Here is a 14,790-nt window from a genome sequence, read left to right as displayed (position 1 = left end):
CGCTCTAGCTCGCCGATCTCGACCGAGCCCGCCTCGAACGATGGGCTTGTACCTTTGGCGGTCTCGCGACGGCAGCAACCACCTTGCTCGGGGCAGGATCGTTCACTTGCGTCAGCGAGCGTCCGAGGAAGCGCTCGATGTTGCGCAGACTGGCCCTTTCGCTCAGGTCGCAGAATGAGATAGCGATGCCATCGCTGCCTGCGCGCGCCGTTCGTCCGATCCGATGAACATAGTTTTCCGGATCGTTCGGCAGTTCATAATTGATGACGTGACTGATGCTATCTACGTCGATACCGCGCGCCAGGATATCAGTCGCCACGAGCACCCGCGCTTTCCCCTGTCGAAGATTCTCAAGCGCCTTCTGCCGCGCGGCTTGGCTCTTGTTGCCGTGAATGGCCTCGGTCGGAACTCCACCTTGCAGAAGCCGTTCCGCGACGCGATTGGCTGAGCGCTTGGTTCGCGTGAAGACGATGACGCGATCAAACTCCGGCTGATCCAGCAGTCCGGCGAGCATCGTGGGCTTGTTTCCAGTCGTAACGAGGTGAACGCGTTGATCGATGCGTTCAACCGCAACCGTTTTCGCTGGAATGGTAATGTGCACGGGATCTTTCAGGATCTCTTCGGCAAGCGTCGCGATTTCCTTGGGCATCGTCGCCGAGAACAGGATCGACTGTCTCTTCCTTGGCATGACCTTCATGAGCTTGCGAACATCGCGAATGAAGCCCATGTCGAGCATCCGGTCCGCTTCGTCGATAACGAAATAGGTCGTCTGCCCGAGATCGACGGTGCCCTGCCCCAAATGATCCAGGAGGCGCCCCGGCGTTGCGACAAGAAAGTCGACGCCCCGGCTCAGCGCTTTCGCCTGCGGACCGATCGAGACGCCGCCCATTATGACGGTGCTCGTCAGCTTGAGGTGATGGCCGTAACTCTTGAAGCTCGCGGCAATCTGAAGCCCCAGCTCGCGCGTGGGAACGAGGATGAGCGCCCGCGCGGTTCGCGGCTTGGGGCTGTCCTGCCGTTCGGCGAGGAGTTGCAGCAGGGGCAACGCAAATGCGGCGGTCTTGCCGGTGCCGGTTTGGGCAAGGCCGAGCAAGTCACGGCCTTGGAGAAGATGGGGAATAGCCTTTTCCTGAATTGGCGTCGGCTCGACATAGTTTTCGTCAGCGAGCGCGCGCAACAAGGGCTTTGCAAGCCCCAAAGCTTCGAAGGTCACAGAAGTCACGAGATATCCTTTAAGCCGCGCGCACCCGGTGAGAGGCACAGCGGCAAAGAGCCTATATCCACGCGCAGCTGGACGGGGCCTGTTTGTTGGAAAAGGTTGCGGCGGGTGAAGCAATAGAAATTCTATGCATCAAACTGCACGGCCGCGTTGTGATGGCACGCTGTCACCTGTCAGCCGACTTGTCAATCCTTACCTGGATCTGGAGAAGGGCGGGCCGTCCGGCCGCCTCGCAGGGGCCATTGCTAAGATCGTGTTTAAAGACGTAACGCTCGCCTTCCTCAAAACGTCACAAGCCGAAGAAGACGCCCGTTTTGGGTTGGGACGTGGCTTCGCTCTTCGGCGTTCATGCTGGCGGCCCACCGCGCCAATGCGGCGATTGCCGGGGCCTCGCCGAGCCTCGGCGAAGGCGCCTGCACGAAGACCGGAAGCGGCGCGACACGGACGATGCGCCGCCACCATCGAACCACGTCGACGCGCTGCCCTGGCGCCGACACACGGTCAGGCGCGCGCGCCTGTCCATTCAGACTTATGATTGAGGAGACACAGCATGGAAAACGCCCTCGCTCCGGTGTTCCGGCTCATCGATCCAGCACCGCTTCGTTACGGACGGCGGTAGCTTGCCGAAAGCTTGCAGGAGTTCGCCGAGGCTGCTGGACCGTCCGCGGCGAGAAGTTCACGCCCAGCGGGCGCGGCAAATCGGCAGTCTGATCGACCTCTCGATTGGCGCGGCGCTAAGGCAGAGCCTTGATCAAGCTTCGCGCTTTATCTTAAAGACGCGCCTTGTCGAGGGCGGAGATCAGCCGTTCCCGGTGTTGCGCAACAGCGAAAAGGATCGTTGCTACAAGCACAGGCCATCCCACGAACGGTACGTATCTCGCGGTTACCGCATTGAGGATGCCCTTTGTTGCCTCTGCGCCTACGGCTTCCTGAATGGCTGGTACTGCCTGCCAGATCGCGGCAAGTTGAGTCAGAAGTGTTCTCAGAACCTGCGCCGCGGAAGCCCACTCGCCCGAACGGATCAGCGCCGCCAATCGCATGAGCGGATCCTTAAGCAAGAACTGCTCTGCCAGGCGAGAGAGGCCGGCGGCATCAAGGTCTTGGAGCCCAAAAGCGGATTTGATCACGGCTGCCACCGCCGCGTTGAGATCTTCGCCGGGGGAGTCGGGCTTGACGACGGGGACGACGGCACTTGCCGAGCTTGGCACGAGAGGTATCCCCCGCTCGTTGATCTGGGCGGTAAGTATCGCCTGACCCGGCTCGACATAAACCTCCGCCTCGGCCGCTGGGACGCCTCCAAGGGGGGCCAAGGAGGCAAGAATTCGCTCGTTCAATCCCTCCAGCGCCGAAGCGTTCTCAGGCGAGAACTTGGCGTACAACGCGAGCGACAAGATATTTTCGGCCGCAGCCTTCGCATCAGCCACGGCCAGGATAACATCTCGACTTCGGTCGGCCGACTGCGCCTCGACACCGCTGGATAAAAGAGGCGCACCCCCTAGGGCCACACCGATGCTGAGGACCGACCGGCGATGTAGCATAAACGACCTCTCCACGTGCTTTCTCTGCGGTGCAGCTTGGCAACGTCATATCTGCAAGGCAGATATCAGCGCAAGGGACCAGCCAGCCTAAACTCTGACCCCACCGAGCAACACCGGGAATTTTGCTCCGGCAGGTCTCCGGACGATCCCGCTCTCGCCAAGATCGCTCCAGGCCTTTTCGATGTCGCCAGCAGAAATCCTCTCGCCAAACACCATCACGAGAATGGTCCGCAGCGCGATCTTGATATCAAGATGCAAGCTCGCATGTTGCACATACCAGACGTCCAACGCGGCTTTGTCGTTGGACGATATATCGCGTCCTCCGACGACCTGAGCCCATCCCGTTAGGCCAGGCCGGACCAGCAGTCTGGCACTTTGTGCTTCCGTCTGTTCCCAGTGTAGTAGCGGCCTGGGTCCGACGATGGCCATATCCCCCCGAATTACGTTAAATAACTGCGGGAACTCGTCAAATCGCAGGCGGCGCATCAAGCTTCCGAGACGCGAGACCCGTTCGGCATCGGATAATCGTTCGCCATCCGAGGAGTAGGCGGCTTTCATGGTCCTGAATTTATATAATCTTAAAGGCCTGCCGCCGAGTCCGGGACGCTGCTGCCAAAAAAGTACGGGGAATCCCACACTCGCTGCAACGCATGCTGCCAAAACAAGCAAGAAGGGAGAAAGGACTACGATTGCGGAAAGCGCGATGAAAAAATCGACGAAACGCTTGACTTTCCAATATCTGCGTCGGGCGATTTTCTCAAGCGTCTCCGGCGGTATGTGAAAGCTGACATTTTGAAGGCAAAAATTCGAGGTCCGCTGCGACCAAGCCGCTCCACCGCTCTTTGAAACCAGGACGGGCTTTCCAAAATTGAAGCCGAGATCCTGGACGAGAAATTGCAGTACTATGCTTCGCGATCGCTCTATTCGAAGCAATGTTTCGCGTTCCGAATCGCCAAGAGAATGAAATGGCAATACGACAACGATGCGATTAATGGTAACCCCATGGACTTTGAGATCGTCCAATATGCTCTCGAGCTCATCCGTGTCCCCAATCACAGGATGAGAAGCGACCAGTCGTCCGACATGCCGATCGGTACTTCCGATAAGACCAGCTACCCTTATCCTCCCTGGAGCAAGTTCTGCAGCCGCCTGAAGATATAGCTCCGTCAGTTTGGAAATCCCCACAACCAGCAATGTAATCTGCTGCGACGGTGAAGCGGGCTGAAGAAAGGCGCCAAAGGCCCTCCGATGCTGCTGCACATCGTGGCTTATCTTATGAATGGCGCGGGCGCCAATTAGCAATGCGACACCGAAAATCAGCTGAATGAACGGTAGCGAGCGCGGCGTTCCTTCAAGGCGATTCCAGGCGAAGGTCAAGGCGACGGCGCCGACGACAACCGCCCCGACCGCGGTCATCACGCGCAAGTAGTCCGGCCCACTGCAGAACCGCCAAATGGTTCGGTTAACGCCAGTTATGGAAAAGGCGATCAGGGATGCGATCGTCGTGGCAAGGAGATAGGGACCGAACTCAAGAGAACGCGTCACGCTCAGCTCGAAATTCTCCCTGAGGATGAAAGCAAAAACAGTCGCGACGCATAGAAGACCGATATCCAGAACGAGCAAAAAAGGGCGACGCATCGACATAGCTCCATAAAACACCCGAGGCCGTTGAATAACCAGCGAGCAAACTAGCTTGGCGCGGCCTTTTGCCAGTTTTCGGGCCAACTCACCTCGCCGGTCCAGGCTTCCCGCCTCACCTTTTCGCCTGAATGGCGCGGATTTCTCAGCTGCCTGGGCTTGGCGGCCGAATCGCAAGTTGCCGGTACTGCGAGTACGCCGCAGAAGAATGCAAAGATGGCTGCCAATGCCGTAGTTCTAATTGCCAGCCCTATGACAGCGACGCTAAACCCAAACAACATCGGTATACCCCGACTCTGGACTACGGGCGTTCCCCTTCAACCGGTGGCGTCAAACCGCTGGAATCGCTACCGCTGTCGCTCATCGCCACACCAACGCCAGCAGCGATCCCAACGACACCGAGAGTGGCGCCTATCACAGGCAAGTTGCCAGCGAAGCCGCCTTCGGCCCCAACAAACGGTGCATCGGGTCGCCCCTTCGAAAGGACCGCAACAGTCTGATATTGAACAACCTTTTGTACTATGCCGTCGTCGTAAACGATATCGGCACTGCCCCGACTGCGCGGACGCGGTCACCCGCAACAACCGGCGACGTCACCGAGACCGGCTGGAACCCGTTTCCGCGATCAACCATCACGGAGCCCTGGATGTTCGTTAATACGGTCGCATGCGCTGCCGTAGCCATCAGAGCGGCACCGACAGCCAACATCGCAGCCCATCCCGCGTGCCTCTTCAGACCGCGCTTTCGGTTTTTCATAGCACTCTCCAATAGTTTAAGGTCTTTCAACGAAATGGAAACATTATGAAAGCTATACGCATCATGGTATCCGAGCAATTTATATGTTAATGGAATAATGTCTTTTTCCTTAAAATAGCGTACATGCGCCGGGGGCTGTACAACCTTGGCGCGATATTCAATTGAAGATTGCGCCCCACGCGGAGCTTGCCTGAAGGGGAGCTATGGATGTCTTTTCGGGGTGGGGCGAGTGCCAGGGCGGTCCGGGGCAGTTGCCCAAAGTTCAACGCATGGACCTGTTTTCGAAGAGCAGCAGTAGGTTCGATCCACGAACCTCAACCGGCAGCTTCGGGTTGTGAGCCAAACTATGCAGGATACTTTCCGGGGCGGGGCTGATGATCACCCACGCGGGTCTCAGGCGCTAGTTCGGGCCGAAGCTTATGCGGTGGCGCCGGCACGGCTTGGCTATGCCTCCGTTGGATATGGCGCCGCGCCTGAGGAAGAGGAGAAGCTGGCGGTTTCGTTTCGTCGTTATGCTCATCTTCTTGGTAAGCATAAGTGGGTCATAATGGGAATGATCCTCATGTCTTGCGTTCTTGGCGCAATCCATACCTTGCTCAAGACGCCTCTTTATGCAGCAAACGTCAGAATTCAGATTGAGCGGGAAGGCGCCAAAATCGTCGAAAGCGGAACGACGAGCCCGACAGAAACGGGCAGCGCCGACTTCCTGCGCACGCAATACGAGCTCCTGAAAAGCCGTGCTATGGCAGAGCGCGTAACATCGGCGCTTTATCTTTATAAAGATGACTCATTTTTTAAGCCACGCGATGTTTCTACGTTGGGACTGATTACGGGCTACTTCTCGAGGCCGACATCCTCCCAAGCGTCAAAGGTCGCCACCGCCGCCGATATCCTGATGAATGCTGTCACAATCAAGCCTGTTCCGGGCTCACGGCTCGTTGACATTCGTTATCTTGACCCAAATCCACAGCGCGCTCAGATCATAGCGAACGGCTATGCAGATGCATACATTGCCTCCAATCTGAACCGTAGGTTCGAGGCGAACGCCTACGCGAAGACGTTCCTCGATGATCAGATCAAGCAGTTGCAGATAAGGCTGCAGGAATCCGAACAGGCTCTGATCGATTTCGCTGAAAAGGAGGGGATGGTCGAGGTCAATGATAAAGCCTCGATCGCGGAGAACAGCCTCGCCGCCGCGAATACCGCTGCGGGCCAACTAATTTCCGAACGTATCAAAAACGAGCAGCTTTGGCGCCAGGTCGAGAGTACGAACGCTATAAATTTGCCCCAGCTCCTGACGAACCAGGTCGTGGACACCTTGCGCGGTCAACGCAAAGCACTCGAAACCGAGTATCAGGAGAAGTTGGAGAACTTCAAGCCAAGCTATCCTGAAATGGTGCAGATCTCTAACAAGATCAAGGAAGTATATAGACAGCTGGCCGCTGAAGTGAAGGCTATTCGAAACTCCTTGAAAGCTGCCTATCAGTCTTCTCTCGCCCAGGAAGTCGAGATGAAGGGAAGAATAGAAGAACTGCGCGCGGAAGTTATAGATCTTCAGAAAAAGGGCATTCGCCACAACATATTGAAAAGAGAAGTCGAGACTAATCGCAATTTGTACAACAGCCTTCTTCAGCGCCTGAAGGAGGTGGATGTCGCTGGCGGCGTCGGAGCCAATAATATATTCATCGTAGACCGAGCTGTCGCGCCAAACTTCCCATCCGAGCCGAGCCTGAGCCGTGCACTGTTTCTAGCATTTGGCTTTGGACTCATTATCGGGATCGGATTCTCTCTCTTGCTGGAGATGCTTGATGATCGCGTTCGAGCATCCGAGGAGGTCGAAGAAATTTCGGGGCTGCCGACACTGGGCATCATTCCCCGCGATGAATCCGAGATGGAATTGAACCTGGTCCTTAAAGATCCTCGTTCGCATGTAGCGGAAGCATACCGCTCTTTCGCGACGGCGTTACAGTTCTCTACCGATACCGGATTGCCGCGATCGATTGCGGTGACGAGCGCGGGCGCCGGTGAGGGTAAATCGACAACAGCAGTTGCGATCGCCCGCCATTTCGCCCAAATGGGCCTGAAGGTTCTGCTGATCGACGCGGATCTGAGGCGCCCATCACTGCACATCAAGCTGAATCTTGATAATTCAATAGGCCTCAGCAACTATCTGACCGGCTCATCGATGCCGCCGGATCTGGTGCAGAGAACCGACCATCCCAATCTCGCATTCATGGCGTCTGGGCCTCTTCCGCCCAATGCGGCCGATCTTCTCAGCGGCCCCCGAATCTACTCGCTCATCTCGCTCGGGTCGGATGTATTCAATCTCATAGTCTTCGATTCACCTCCAGTGTTGGGTCTTGCGGACGCGCAACTGCTGTCAAGCGCCTCAGCGGCAACAGTTTTTGTCGTGGGCGCCGGCGACAACAGGAAAGGTGCGCTCCGTGCGGCGCTGCGTCGGATGTCCATGGCCCGTGTAACGCTGCTCGGTACGCTACTTACAAAGTTGGACTCGAAATCGGTCGGATACGCTTACGGGCAGGGCTACGATTATAAGTACGGCTACCATATGAATGACGACGAAGCTGATGGCAGTACGCAAACGCCGCAGCTTGCTCGATACTGATCATGCGAAGCCCCGAAGCAATCGTCGCCGCTCTTGGCATGCTCTCCTATCCTCGCATGGCGCGTAGGGCGCGCCGCTTCCCTTTGCCCCGGGGAATAACCTTTCTTCTTGAGATTGCAGCCGCCGAACCTCATGCACTTCAGGACGCCGCAGCCATCACCGGGCAAACGGAAGCCACGCTCAGGCAGGCGGCCGGGTTTTTCATCGAACAGGTCATGCTTGACGAAGGTGCGGATCTGTATCGAATGCTCGGCGCGAACCCCGCGGCCCCCCCCCCCGAAGAACTGCGGCGGCATATGGCGCTTATCATGCGTTGGCTGCATCCGGATCTGATAACGGTCCACGAGCGAGACGGCGGCTTTAACCGCAGTCTTTACGCAAATCGTGTCGTTTTCGCTTGGGAGACCGTCAAATCGCAAGCCCGACGCTCTACCTATGATTCAATGCGCACAAAAACGGAACGTGGCAGTGCGCACCGCAAACTACTGGATAGCCCGCCTGCCCGCGAAACGGCATCTCCGGCGAAGGTCAAGAGCAAAGCGCGGGCGAGGAGCCCCGGTTCTCGAACACGCCGACGTCCTGCCGCCTTGAGCCACATTCTTGACCTGTTCGGATTCCGCCATGAGTAAGAGTTCATCGGAGGCGGCGCGCGGCAGAGCGTTTCGGATCGCAATCGGCGAGTTTTCGCTTATCAAGGCGCACCCGAAAGTCGGACTCGGGTTAGCGCAGAGAAGCTGATCGACAACCGAAATTTTCAACGTTGCGCCGTGAATCCGACCCGGCGCGAAGCTGTAACAAAGCTCGGGTTGGCAGTAGATGGCTGCTCTTACAGGCCAGAGAACGCCGTCCGCTTTCCAAGTAATACGCAGCACGGCACCACCTGAAATCCTGTCGCTCCTATCTGAGAGCAATCTTCGCTTTAATTTGAAGAACCTTTCCCATCCAGGCCTGCTTCGCGAACACTGGTCGAATCTGCGCCGCAGTGGCATATAAGGGGCATGACAAAACCAAGCGCGGCCAAGCCGACGGCCCGAAAAGCCAAACCCGCGTCCAAGCCAACAAGCGCACCCCGAAGCGCGAAAACCCGCGCGAGCGCGTCCGGCTTCAGCGAGGCGCCGCAGACCGGCTTCGAGCAAGACGTGGCCTACAGCTCGGAAAGCACCGCACATCTCATCCCCGCACTGCGAAACCTGAAGCCGACCGGCGCGATGCCTATGCCGTCGCATATGCAGGGCAAACTGCCGCCCATCGGCGATCACCCGCTGCTCACCGGCGAAAACATGCCGATGTTCATGCCGCATCGGCCACCGCGCCCGGAGAAAAGCGAGGGCGGCAAGCCCTTCGTCATCAAGTCGGATTTCGAGCCGTGCGGCGACCAGCCTGCCGCCATCCGCGAACTTGTCGAAGGCGTGACCAAGCTCGAACGCGAACAGGTGCTGCTCGGCGTCACGGGGTCCGGCAAGACCTTCACCATGGCGAAGGTGATCGAGGAAACGCAGCGGCCTGCGTTGATCCTTGCGCCAAACAAGACGCTCGCGGCGCAGCTCTACGGCGAGTTCAAGTCGTTCTTCCCGGATAACGCGGTCGAATATTTCGTCTCGTACTACGATTATTACCAGCCGGAAGCGTACATACCGCGCAGCGACACCTACATCGAGAAGGATTCCTCGATCAACGAGCAGATCGACCGCATGCGCCATGCCGCGACGCGCGCGCTGCTTGAGCGCGACGACGTTATCATCGTGGCATCCGTGTCGTGCATCTACGGTATCGGCTCGGTCGAAACCTACTCCGCGATGACATTCACCATTCAGGTGGGCGACCGTATCCAGCAGCGGCAGATCCTCGCCGACCTCGTGGCGATCCAGTACAAGCGCAACAACATCAGCTTCGCGCGCGGCGATTTCCGCGTGCGCGGCGATACGATCGAGATATTTCCGGCTCACCAGGAAGATCGCGCGTGGCGCATCTCCATGTTCGGCGACGAGGTGGAGAGCATCGCGGAGTTCGATCCGCTGACCGGCGAGAAGACGCAAGACCTCGCGCTCGTGAAGATCTACGCGAACTCGCACTATGTCACGCCGAAGCCGACGCTCCATCAGGCGATCCGTGGCATGCAGCAGGAGCTTCAGGAGCAGCTTCAGCGCTTCAACGCGACGGGGCGGCTGCTCGAAGCGCAGCGGCTCGAACAGCGCACGCAATTCGACATCGAAATGATCGAGGCGACCGGCTCCTGCAACGGCATTGAGAACTATTCGCGCTGGCTCACGGGCCGCGCGCCGGGTGAGCCGCCACCCACGCTGTTCGAATATCTGCCTGACAACGCGCTCGTGTTCGCGGACGAAAGCCACGTGACCGTGCCGCAGATCGGCGGCATGTTTCGGGGCGACTTCCGGCGCAAATCCACGCTCGCCGAGTTCGGCTTCAGGCTTCCATCCTGCATCGACAACCGGCCGCTGCGCTTCGAGGAATGGGACGCGATGCGCCCGCAGACGACGTTCGTCTCGGCTACGCCCGGCAAGTGGGAGATGCAGCAGACCGGCGGCGTGTTCGTGGAGCAGGTCATCCGCCCCACGGGCCTCATCGATCCGCCGGTGGAAATTCGCCCCGTCAAGACGCAGGTGGACGACCTCATCGACGAATGCCGCAAGACCATCGCGCAGGGCTACCGCGTGCTTGTCACCACGCTGACGAAGCGCATGAGCGAAGACCTGACGGAATACGCGCATGAGCAGGGCCTGAAGGTCCGCTACATGCATTCGGACGTCGACACGCTGGAGCGCATCGAGATCATCCGTGACCTGCGGCTTGGCGCGTTCGACGTGCTGATCGGCATCAACCTCTTGCGCGAGGGCCTAGACATTCCCGAGGTGGCGCTCGTCGCCATCCTCGACGCCGACAAGGAAGGCTTTCTACGGTCGGAAACGTCGCTGATCCAGACCATTGGCCGCGCGGCGCGAAACGTCGACGGTCGCGTGATCCTTTACGCCGACAACATCACCGGCTCGATGGAGCGCGCCATCGCGGAGACGAACCGCCGCCGCGAAAAGCAGGTGGAGTACAACACGGAGCACGGCATCACGCCGCAGTCCGTGCGCAAGAACATCGGCGACATCCTCGCGAGCGTCTATGAGCGCGACCACGTCACGGTTGATGCGGGCTTTGCTGAGGGCGCGCAGACGCCGCTCGTCGGCCACAACCTTCAAGCCGTGATCGCGAACCTCGAAAAGCGCATGCGCGAGGCGGCGGCGAACCTCGAATTCGAGGAGGCGGCGCGGCTTCGCGACGAGGTGAAGCGGTTGCGCGACGTGGAGATGACGATCATGGACGATCCGCTTGCGCGGCAATCCGAGGTCGAGGATCGCGCGGGCCGGTACGATGGCGGTGGGCGTACGTCGTGGGTGCCGCAGATCGGCGTCGATGTCGTCGAGACGAGCGGCGGAGGCGCGGGCAGGAAGCGCGTGAAGCTCAAGGCGGGCGAGAAAAAGGCCGTCGGGGCGGCGCTGGCGAAAAGCCCGCTGTTCACAACGGGCGAAGGCTCGGACGCGCCGCAGGATTGGCAGGCCGCCGCTGAGGCGAATTCAAATGTCGCTGCCGAGGCAAACGGAAAAGCCGCGACCGAGGCCGATGGAGAGCCGGGCTCGCGCATCGCGCAGCCCGCTGCATCGAGCCGCGAAAGTCGCAATTTGCAGTGGGGTCTGCCCGCAGGCGCGTCGCCAATGTCGCGCCCGCATAAGCCGACGCTCGACGAGATGGGGCCACATGCCGAGCGCCCGCTGCCCGGCGGCAAGCCCAAGCCATCGCGCCCCGCACCCGACTTGAAGACGCTTAAACCCGGCAAGACGATCATCGTCGAGGACGGGGCCGACGATCCGAAGCTGCGCGGCAAGCGGCGGCGGCCGTTGAAGACTGGCCGACCGGGAAGCTGACCGGCGTCAGAGCGTTATCGCTGATGGAATTATAAACGGTCGTGCCCCAAGTTTCTGGCTTGAGCATGATCTGACGCAAAACCGGCGTCCTTTGCGGGCTGCTGAAAGGGTTAGGGCTGCACCAACGCCCACCAGGTGCGAAGCCGATTGACCATATCCGGCTCACTTCGGCTCGACCCACCGATCCTATTTTACAGGTTCTAACCGGAAAGCTTTTGCGTTTTTCAGCAGCCTGTTAGCGGATCATACTCAAGAAATGAACCATTCGGACGTGACCACGACGCTCTACCCGTCCGCCTCGATCGTGACGGAGACATCGGCCGGGCGCGCAGTGTATGGCCACGACGAAACGATGATCCCCGCACCCGCTCGCACATAATCGCTCGCGTTGCCGGGGTGAATGCCGCCCGCCGCCGCGAGGAGCGCGCGCGACTGAGCCGCCTCCGCGAGCGAGCGCACATCGGCCACTTCGCCCGGTTCAAATTTCTCCAGCTGAATGATGTCGAACCCGGCTTCGATGGCGTCGCCCGCTTCGTCCACGCTATGGACCTCAACGCCGATCTTCTTTTCCGGCGCCTCGCGGCGGAGAAGATCGGCGATGTCCGCGAGGTTGGCGTCTGGCATGAAGGCGCGATGTTCAGCAAATACCAGGATCGTCTCGGAAAGCCCGAGCCGATGCGGCACGGCTCCACCCGCCCGCACCGCCATCACCGAAAGCCGCCGCGCGCCGGGCACGGTCTTTCGAGTACATACCACGCGGATGGCCGGGTCGACGGCTTCGACCGCGTCCACGAGACTGCGAGCGGCCGTCGCGATGCCGGAAAGGATCTCCACCAGCGTTTGCGATGATTTCCACGCGGTATGCAGGGCCTTCGCATCGCCGCGCGCCTTCAGCAGCAGCTCTCCCGCCGAGGCGCGCGTGCCGGATGAAGCGACAATATGCGCCTCCGCGCCGACCCGCCGGATCATCGCCGCCGCGATTTCGATACCCGCGACGGTCATAGCGTTGCGCGCGCGAAACATCATGCGCCCCGGACGGCCGCCGATACCGAGCGAGAGCGTGGTCAGGTCGCCATCGGGCGTGTCTTCGGCGAGGAGGGAATCGATAAGTGAGACGGGTAGCGGCATCGGAGCATTCCCCACAGGCGCGCCGCTCGACAGGCCAGCGCCTTCCTTGATAAGGAAGGGTGAGGATGAGGGGCATGCGGGCCTTGCAATATTGCCCCTCACCCTACCCTTCTCCCATCGGGAGAGGCAAGTCGGGAGCGTCGATGCGCTCCGATTCGCATGGCCGCAGTCGGCATGGCAAAGTCGTCCGGCCATCGCAGGTCGGGCGAAACGAGCCGCTTAAGGTTGCCGAGGCGCGCGCTTACGATGCCTTCGCGAGCGCAGGCTCATACGGGCGTTCGTCGATACCCGTCAGTTGCGCCGCGAACTCCGCGAGCGGCATGACGATACGCTCGACGTTGTAGATTTCGAGGAACCGCTCTTCGTTGCGTGTGAGCGTCTCGGGCAGCACGGCCCAGTGCTTGTCCGACGAGCGCTTCATGATCTCCCACGCGAAGATGCGTTCGAGCTGGGTATTGAACCGGCAGCCGAGGAAAACGAAGCTGCGCCCCTTGCGGATGTCCTGCACGGCTTCCGGGATGGGCGTTTGGATGTCGATCTCGGTCAGCACTTCCACGAAGTCGGAATCCGAGACGAGGAAATTCGATGCGGGCGCGATGGACCCGATCGGCTGATAAAGCAGCGGCGCGCTCGCCGCGGCTGTGTCGGCCGTGCCCGGCGTGCCGTCCGCGTTGAAGAAATGATACCACGAGCCGTGATGCTCGGCCTGGCTGACGCCTTGCACCATGCTCCAGCCCGCGCGGCCCGCGAGCGCCTTCTGCGGAAGGTCGTCGTACCAGGCATGAACGATCAGCTTGAGCGCCGGGACCGAGGCCAGATAATGATGAAGCGCCGTCGGCGGCATGGGCGAGCGAAACGCCTCCGTCATCGCGGCGGCCACGGTCTTCCGGTGCTTGAAGTTTTCGATGAACTGCGCCGCCGCCGTGAGATTCTTGCGGATCTTGTGCGGCACGCTCGCTTTCGCGGTGAGGCGATCCACGAGGATCTCGGGCGCTTCGGGTACGGCGGACGTCCCGGCCAATTTCAGGATACCCGGCCCGAGATAAGGAATGACCGTTCCCCGGTTCAATCCCTCGCGTATCGTCTCAACCACGTTCGTCACGATGTCTCCTCCGCTCAATTGAGCGATGCCGCCCTATGCGACGAGAGTTCTGCGGGATGCAGACGGAACACGCCGCGACCGCCCGAAAGCGGCTGGTACGCATGGAACCCGCCGCTGCTGAGGCGGTCGAACCACGCTTGTGCGCTGACGCCCTCCGGACGTTCGCCGATCTCCGTAACGAGGCCGTTCGGCGTGAAGCGCACATGAACCAAAACCCGTTCCGACATTTTGCATCTCCTTCTTCTGACATTCACCGCGACGTTTGTTCGCAGGTCCGTTTGATTTTTGTCAGATATGGAGATGGTATGCCAGTAAACCCTGCTTCATCTTTTCGTTATCGAAAGTTGAATCCACAAAAGGCAAAATAAGGCTCAGTCGGAAGTCTTTCTCTTTACTACAACGATACCTGTGGCGGCGTTTGATTCGCTGGTGAGTTGCCAGCAATGACCCGCACCGTTCACAAGATGTAGATCAAAACGCTCGTATTCCTTGAACGGGTCTTCCGTGTCAACGTCGGACGGATCGCAAAGCGTGATCGACAGTCCGGGAAACCGGGCGCGAAGGGCCGCGATGGCCTCCGCTCCCGCTTCGGCCGCCGAGAGAACCGCATCGATGCCCGCAAGATCTTCAGCAGAGAACGCCATTGTCAGTCAGCTAGCTTCTTCGCTTCGACGGTGAGCGGCAGCTTCGTGTCCACCGGCAGATCCGGCAGTTCGAGACGCCAGCCATTGCCGAGCGTGATGACGCCGCCCCACATTTCGGGCTTTTCCATCTCAACGATGGGTTCTTCCAGATCCTTCTTGGGCACGTAGATCGTAAGCTTGCCCTCGGTGCATTTGCGGATCATGACCTTC

11 protein-coding genes are annotated in these 14,790 nt (G+C 59.6%); 3 read left to right on the top strand and 8 right to left on the bottom strand.

The annotated features are described in order from the left end of the window. Positions 1–4: 4 nt before the first annotated feature. From T281_RS11965 to T281_RS18325, 3 genes are all read right to left on the bottom strand, one after another. A complete protein-coding gene (locus T281_RS11965; protein ID WP_037239133.1) occupies positions 5–1,222 on the bottom strand; it encodes a DEAD/DEAH box helicase in 1,218 nt (405 codons plus the stop codon). A 767-nt stretch (positions 1,223–1,989) separates the two neighbouring features. Beyond that, positions 1,990–2,757 (bottom strand): hypothetical protein, encoded by a 768-nt coding sequence (locus T281_RS11955; RefSeq protein ID WP_155955223.1) that lies wholly within the window; start codon positions 2,755–2,757, stop codon positions 1,990–1,992. Positions 2,758–2,844: 87 nt separating this feature from the next. Then, the gene (locus T281_RS18325) at positions 2,845–4,482 is read right to left on the bottom strand and encodes a sugar transferase (RefSeq protein WP_245269233.1); all 1,638 of its coding nucleotides are present in this window, start codon (positions 4,480–4,482) and stop codon (positions 2,845–2,847) included. Positions 4,483–5,497: 1,015 nt separating this feature from the next. On the opposite strand from T281_RS18325, the gene T281_RS11940 reads away from it, so the two are divergent. From T281_RS11940 to uvrB, 3 genes are all read left to right on the top strand, one after another. After that, the gene (locus T281_RS11940) at positions 5,498–7,777 is read left to right on the top strand and encodes a GumC family protein (RefSeq protein WP_245269232.1); all 2,280 of its coding nucleotides are present in this window, start codon (positions 5,498–5,500) and stop codon (positions 7,775–7,777) included. 2 nt (positions 7,778–7,779) lie between these two features. Further along, complete coding sequence (locus tag T281_RS11935; protein ID WP_052037421.1) at positions 7,780–8,406, top strand: hypothetical protein; 627 nt, start codon at positions 7,780–7,782, stop codon at positions 8,404–8,406. A gap of 369 nt (positions 8,407–8,775) precedes the next feature. Then, positions 8,776–11,706 (top strand): excinuclease ABC subunit UvrB, encoded by a 2,931-nt coding sequence (gene uvrB, locus T281_RS11930; protein WP_037239117.1) that lies wholly within the window; start codon positions 8,776–8,778, stop codon positions 11,704–11,706. Between the two features lie 285 nt (positions 11,707–11,991). On the opposite strand, the gene modD is transcribed toward uvrB, so the two are convergent. The 5 genes from modD to nifT all read right to left on the bottom strand — a co-directional run. Then, a complete protein-coding gene (gene modD, locus T281_RS11925) occupies positions 11,992–12,834 on the bottom strand; it encodes a ModD protein (RefSeq protein ID WP_037239111.1) in 843 nt (280 codons plus the stop codon). A gap of 241 nt (positions 12,835–13,075) precedes the next feature. Next, a complete protein-coding gene (locus tag T281_RS11920) occupies positions 13,076–13,939 on the bottom strand; it encodes an SIR2 family NAD-dependent protein deacylase (protein WP_476748449.1) in 864 nt (287 codons plus the stop codon). A gap of 11 nt (positions 13,940–13,950) precedes the next feature. Further along, positions 13,951–14,163, bottom strand: a complete 213-nt coding sequence (locus T281_RS11915) for a hypothetical protein (protein ID WP_037239108.1) — start codon at positions 14,161–14,163, stop codon at positions 13,951–13,953. Positions 14,164–14,307: 144 nt separating this feature from the next. Next, entirely contained in the window at positions 14,308–14,580 is a 273-nt protein-coding gene (locus T281_RS11910; RefSeq protein ID WP_037239105.1) for a DUF6129 family protein, read from the bottom strand. Positions 14,581–14,582: 2 nt separating this feature from the next. Beyond that, a partial coding sequence (nifT, locus tag T281_RS11905; protein WP_245269231.1) for a putative nitrogen fixation protein NifT occupies positions 14,583–14,790 on the bottom strand: 208 nt, incomplete at its 5' end.

The organism is Rhodomicrobium udaipurense JA643 (assembly GCF_000636015.1).
In the GTDB taxonomy this organism is placed as follows: domain Bacteria; phylum Pseudomonadota; class Alphaproteobacteria; order Rhizobiales; family Rhodomicrobiaceae; genus Rhodomicrobium; species Rhodomicrobium udaipurense.
Note: the sequence above shows the minus strand (reverse complement) of the source record. Positions and strands in the feature narration are given on the sequence as shown.

What these genes read in the sequence shown, in the direction of transcription:
- uvrB (WP_037239117.1), top strand. Translation starts at nt 8,776, where the DNA reads ATGACAAAACCAAGCGCGGCCAAGCCGACGGCCCGAAAAGCCAAACCC.
- T281_RS11940 (WP_245269232.1), top strand. Translation starts at nt 5,498, where the DNA reads ATGCAGGATACTTTCCGGGGCGGGGCTGATGATCACCCACGCGGGTCT.
- modD (WP_037239111.1), bottom strand. Translation starts at nt 12,834, where the DNA reads ATGCCGCTACCCGTCTCACTTATCGATTCCCTCCTCGCCGAAGACACG.
- T281_RS11915 (WP_037239108.1), bottom strand. Translation starts at nt 14,163, where the DNA reads ATGTCGGAACGGGTTTTGGTTCATGTGCGCTTCACGCCGAACGGCCTC.
- T281_RS11935 (WP_052037421.1), top strand. Translation starts at nt 7,780, where the DNA reads ATGCGAAGCCCCGAAGCAATCGTCGCCGCTCTTGGCATGCTCTCCTAT.
- T281_RS11955 (WP_155955223.1), bottom strand. Translation starts at nt 2,757, where the DNA reads ATGCTACATCGCCGGTCGGTCCTCAGCATCGGTGTGGCCCTAGGGGGT.
- T281_RS11910 (WP_037239105.1), bottom strand. Translation starts at nt 14,580, where the DNA reads ATGGCGTTCTCTGCTGAAGATCTTGCGGGCATCGATGCGGTTCTCTCG.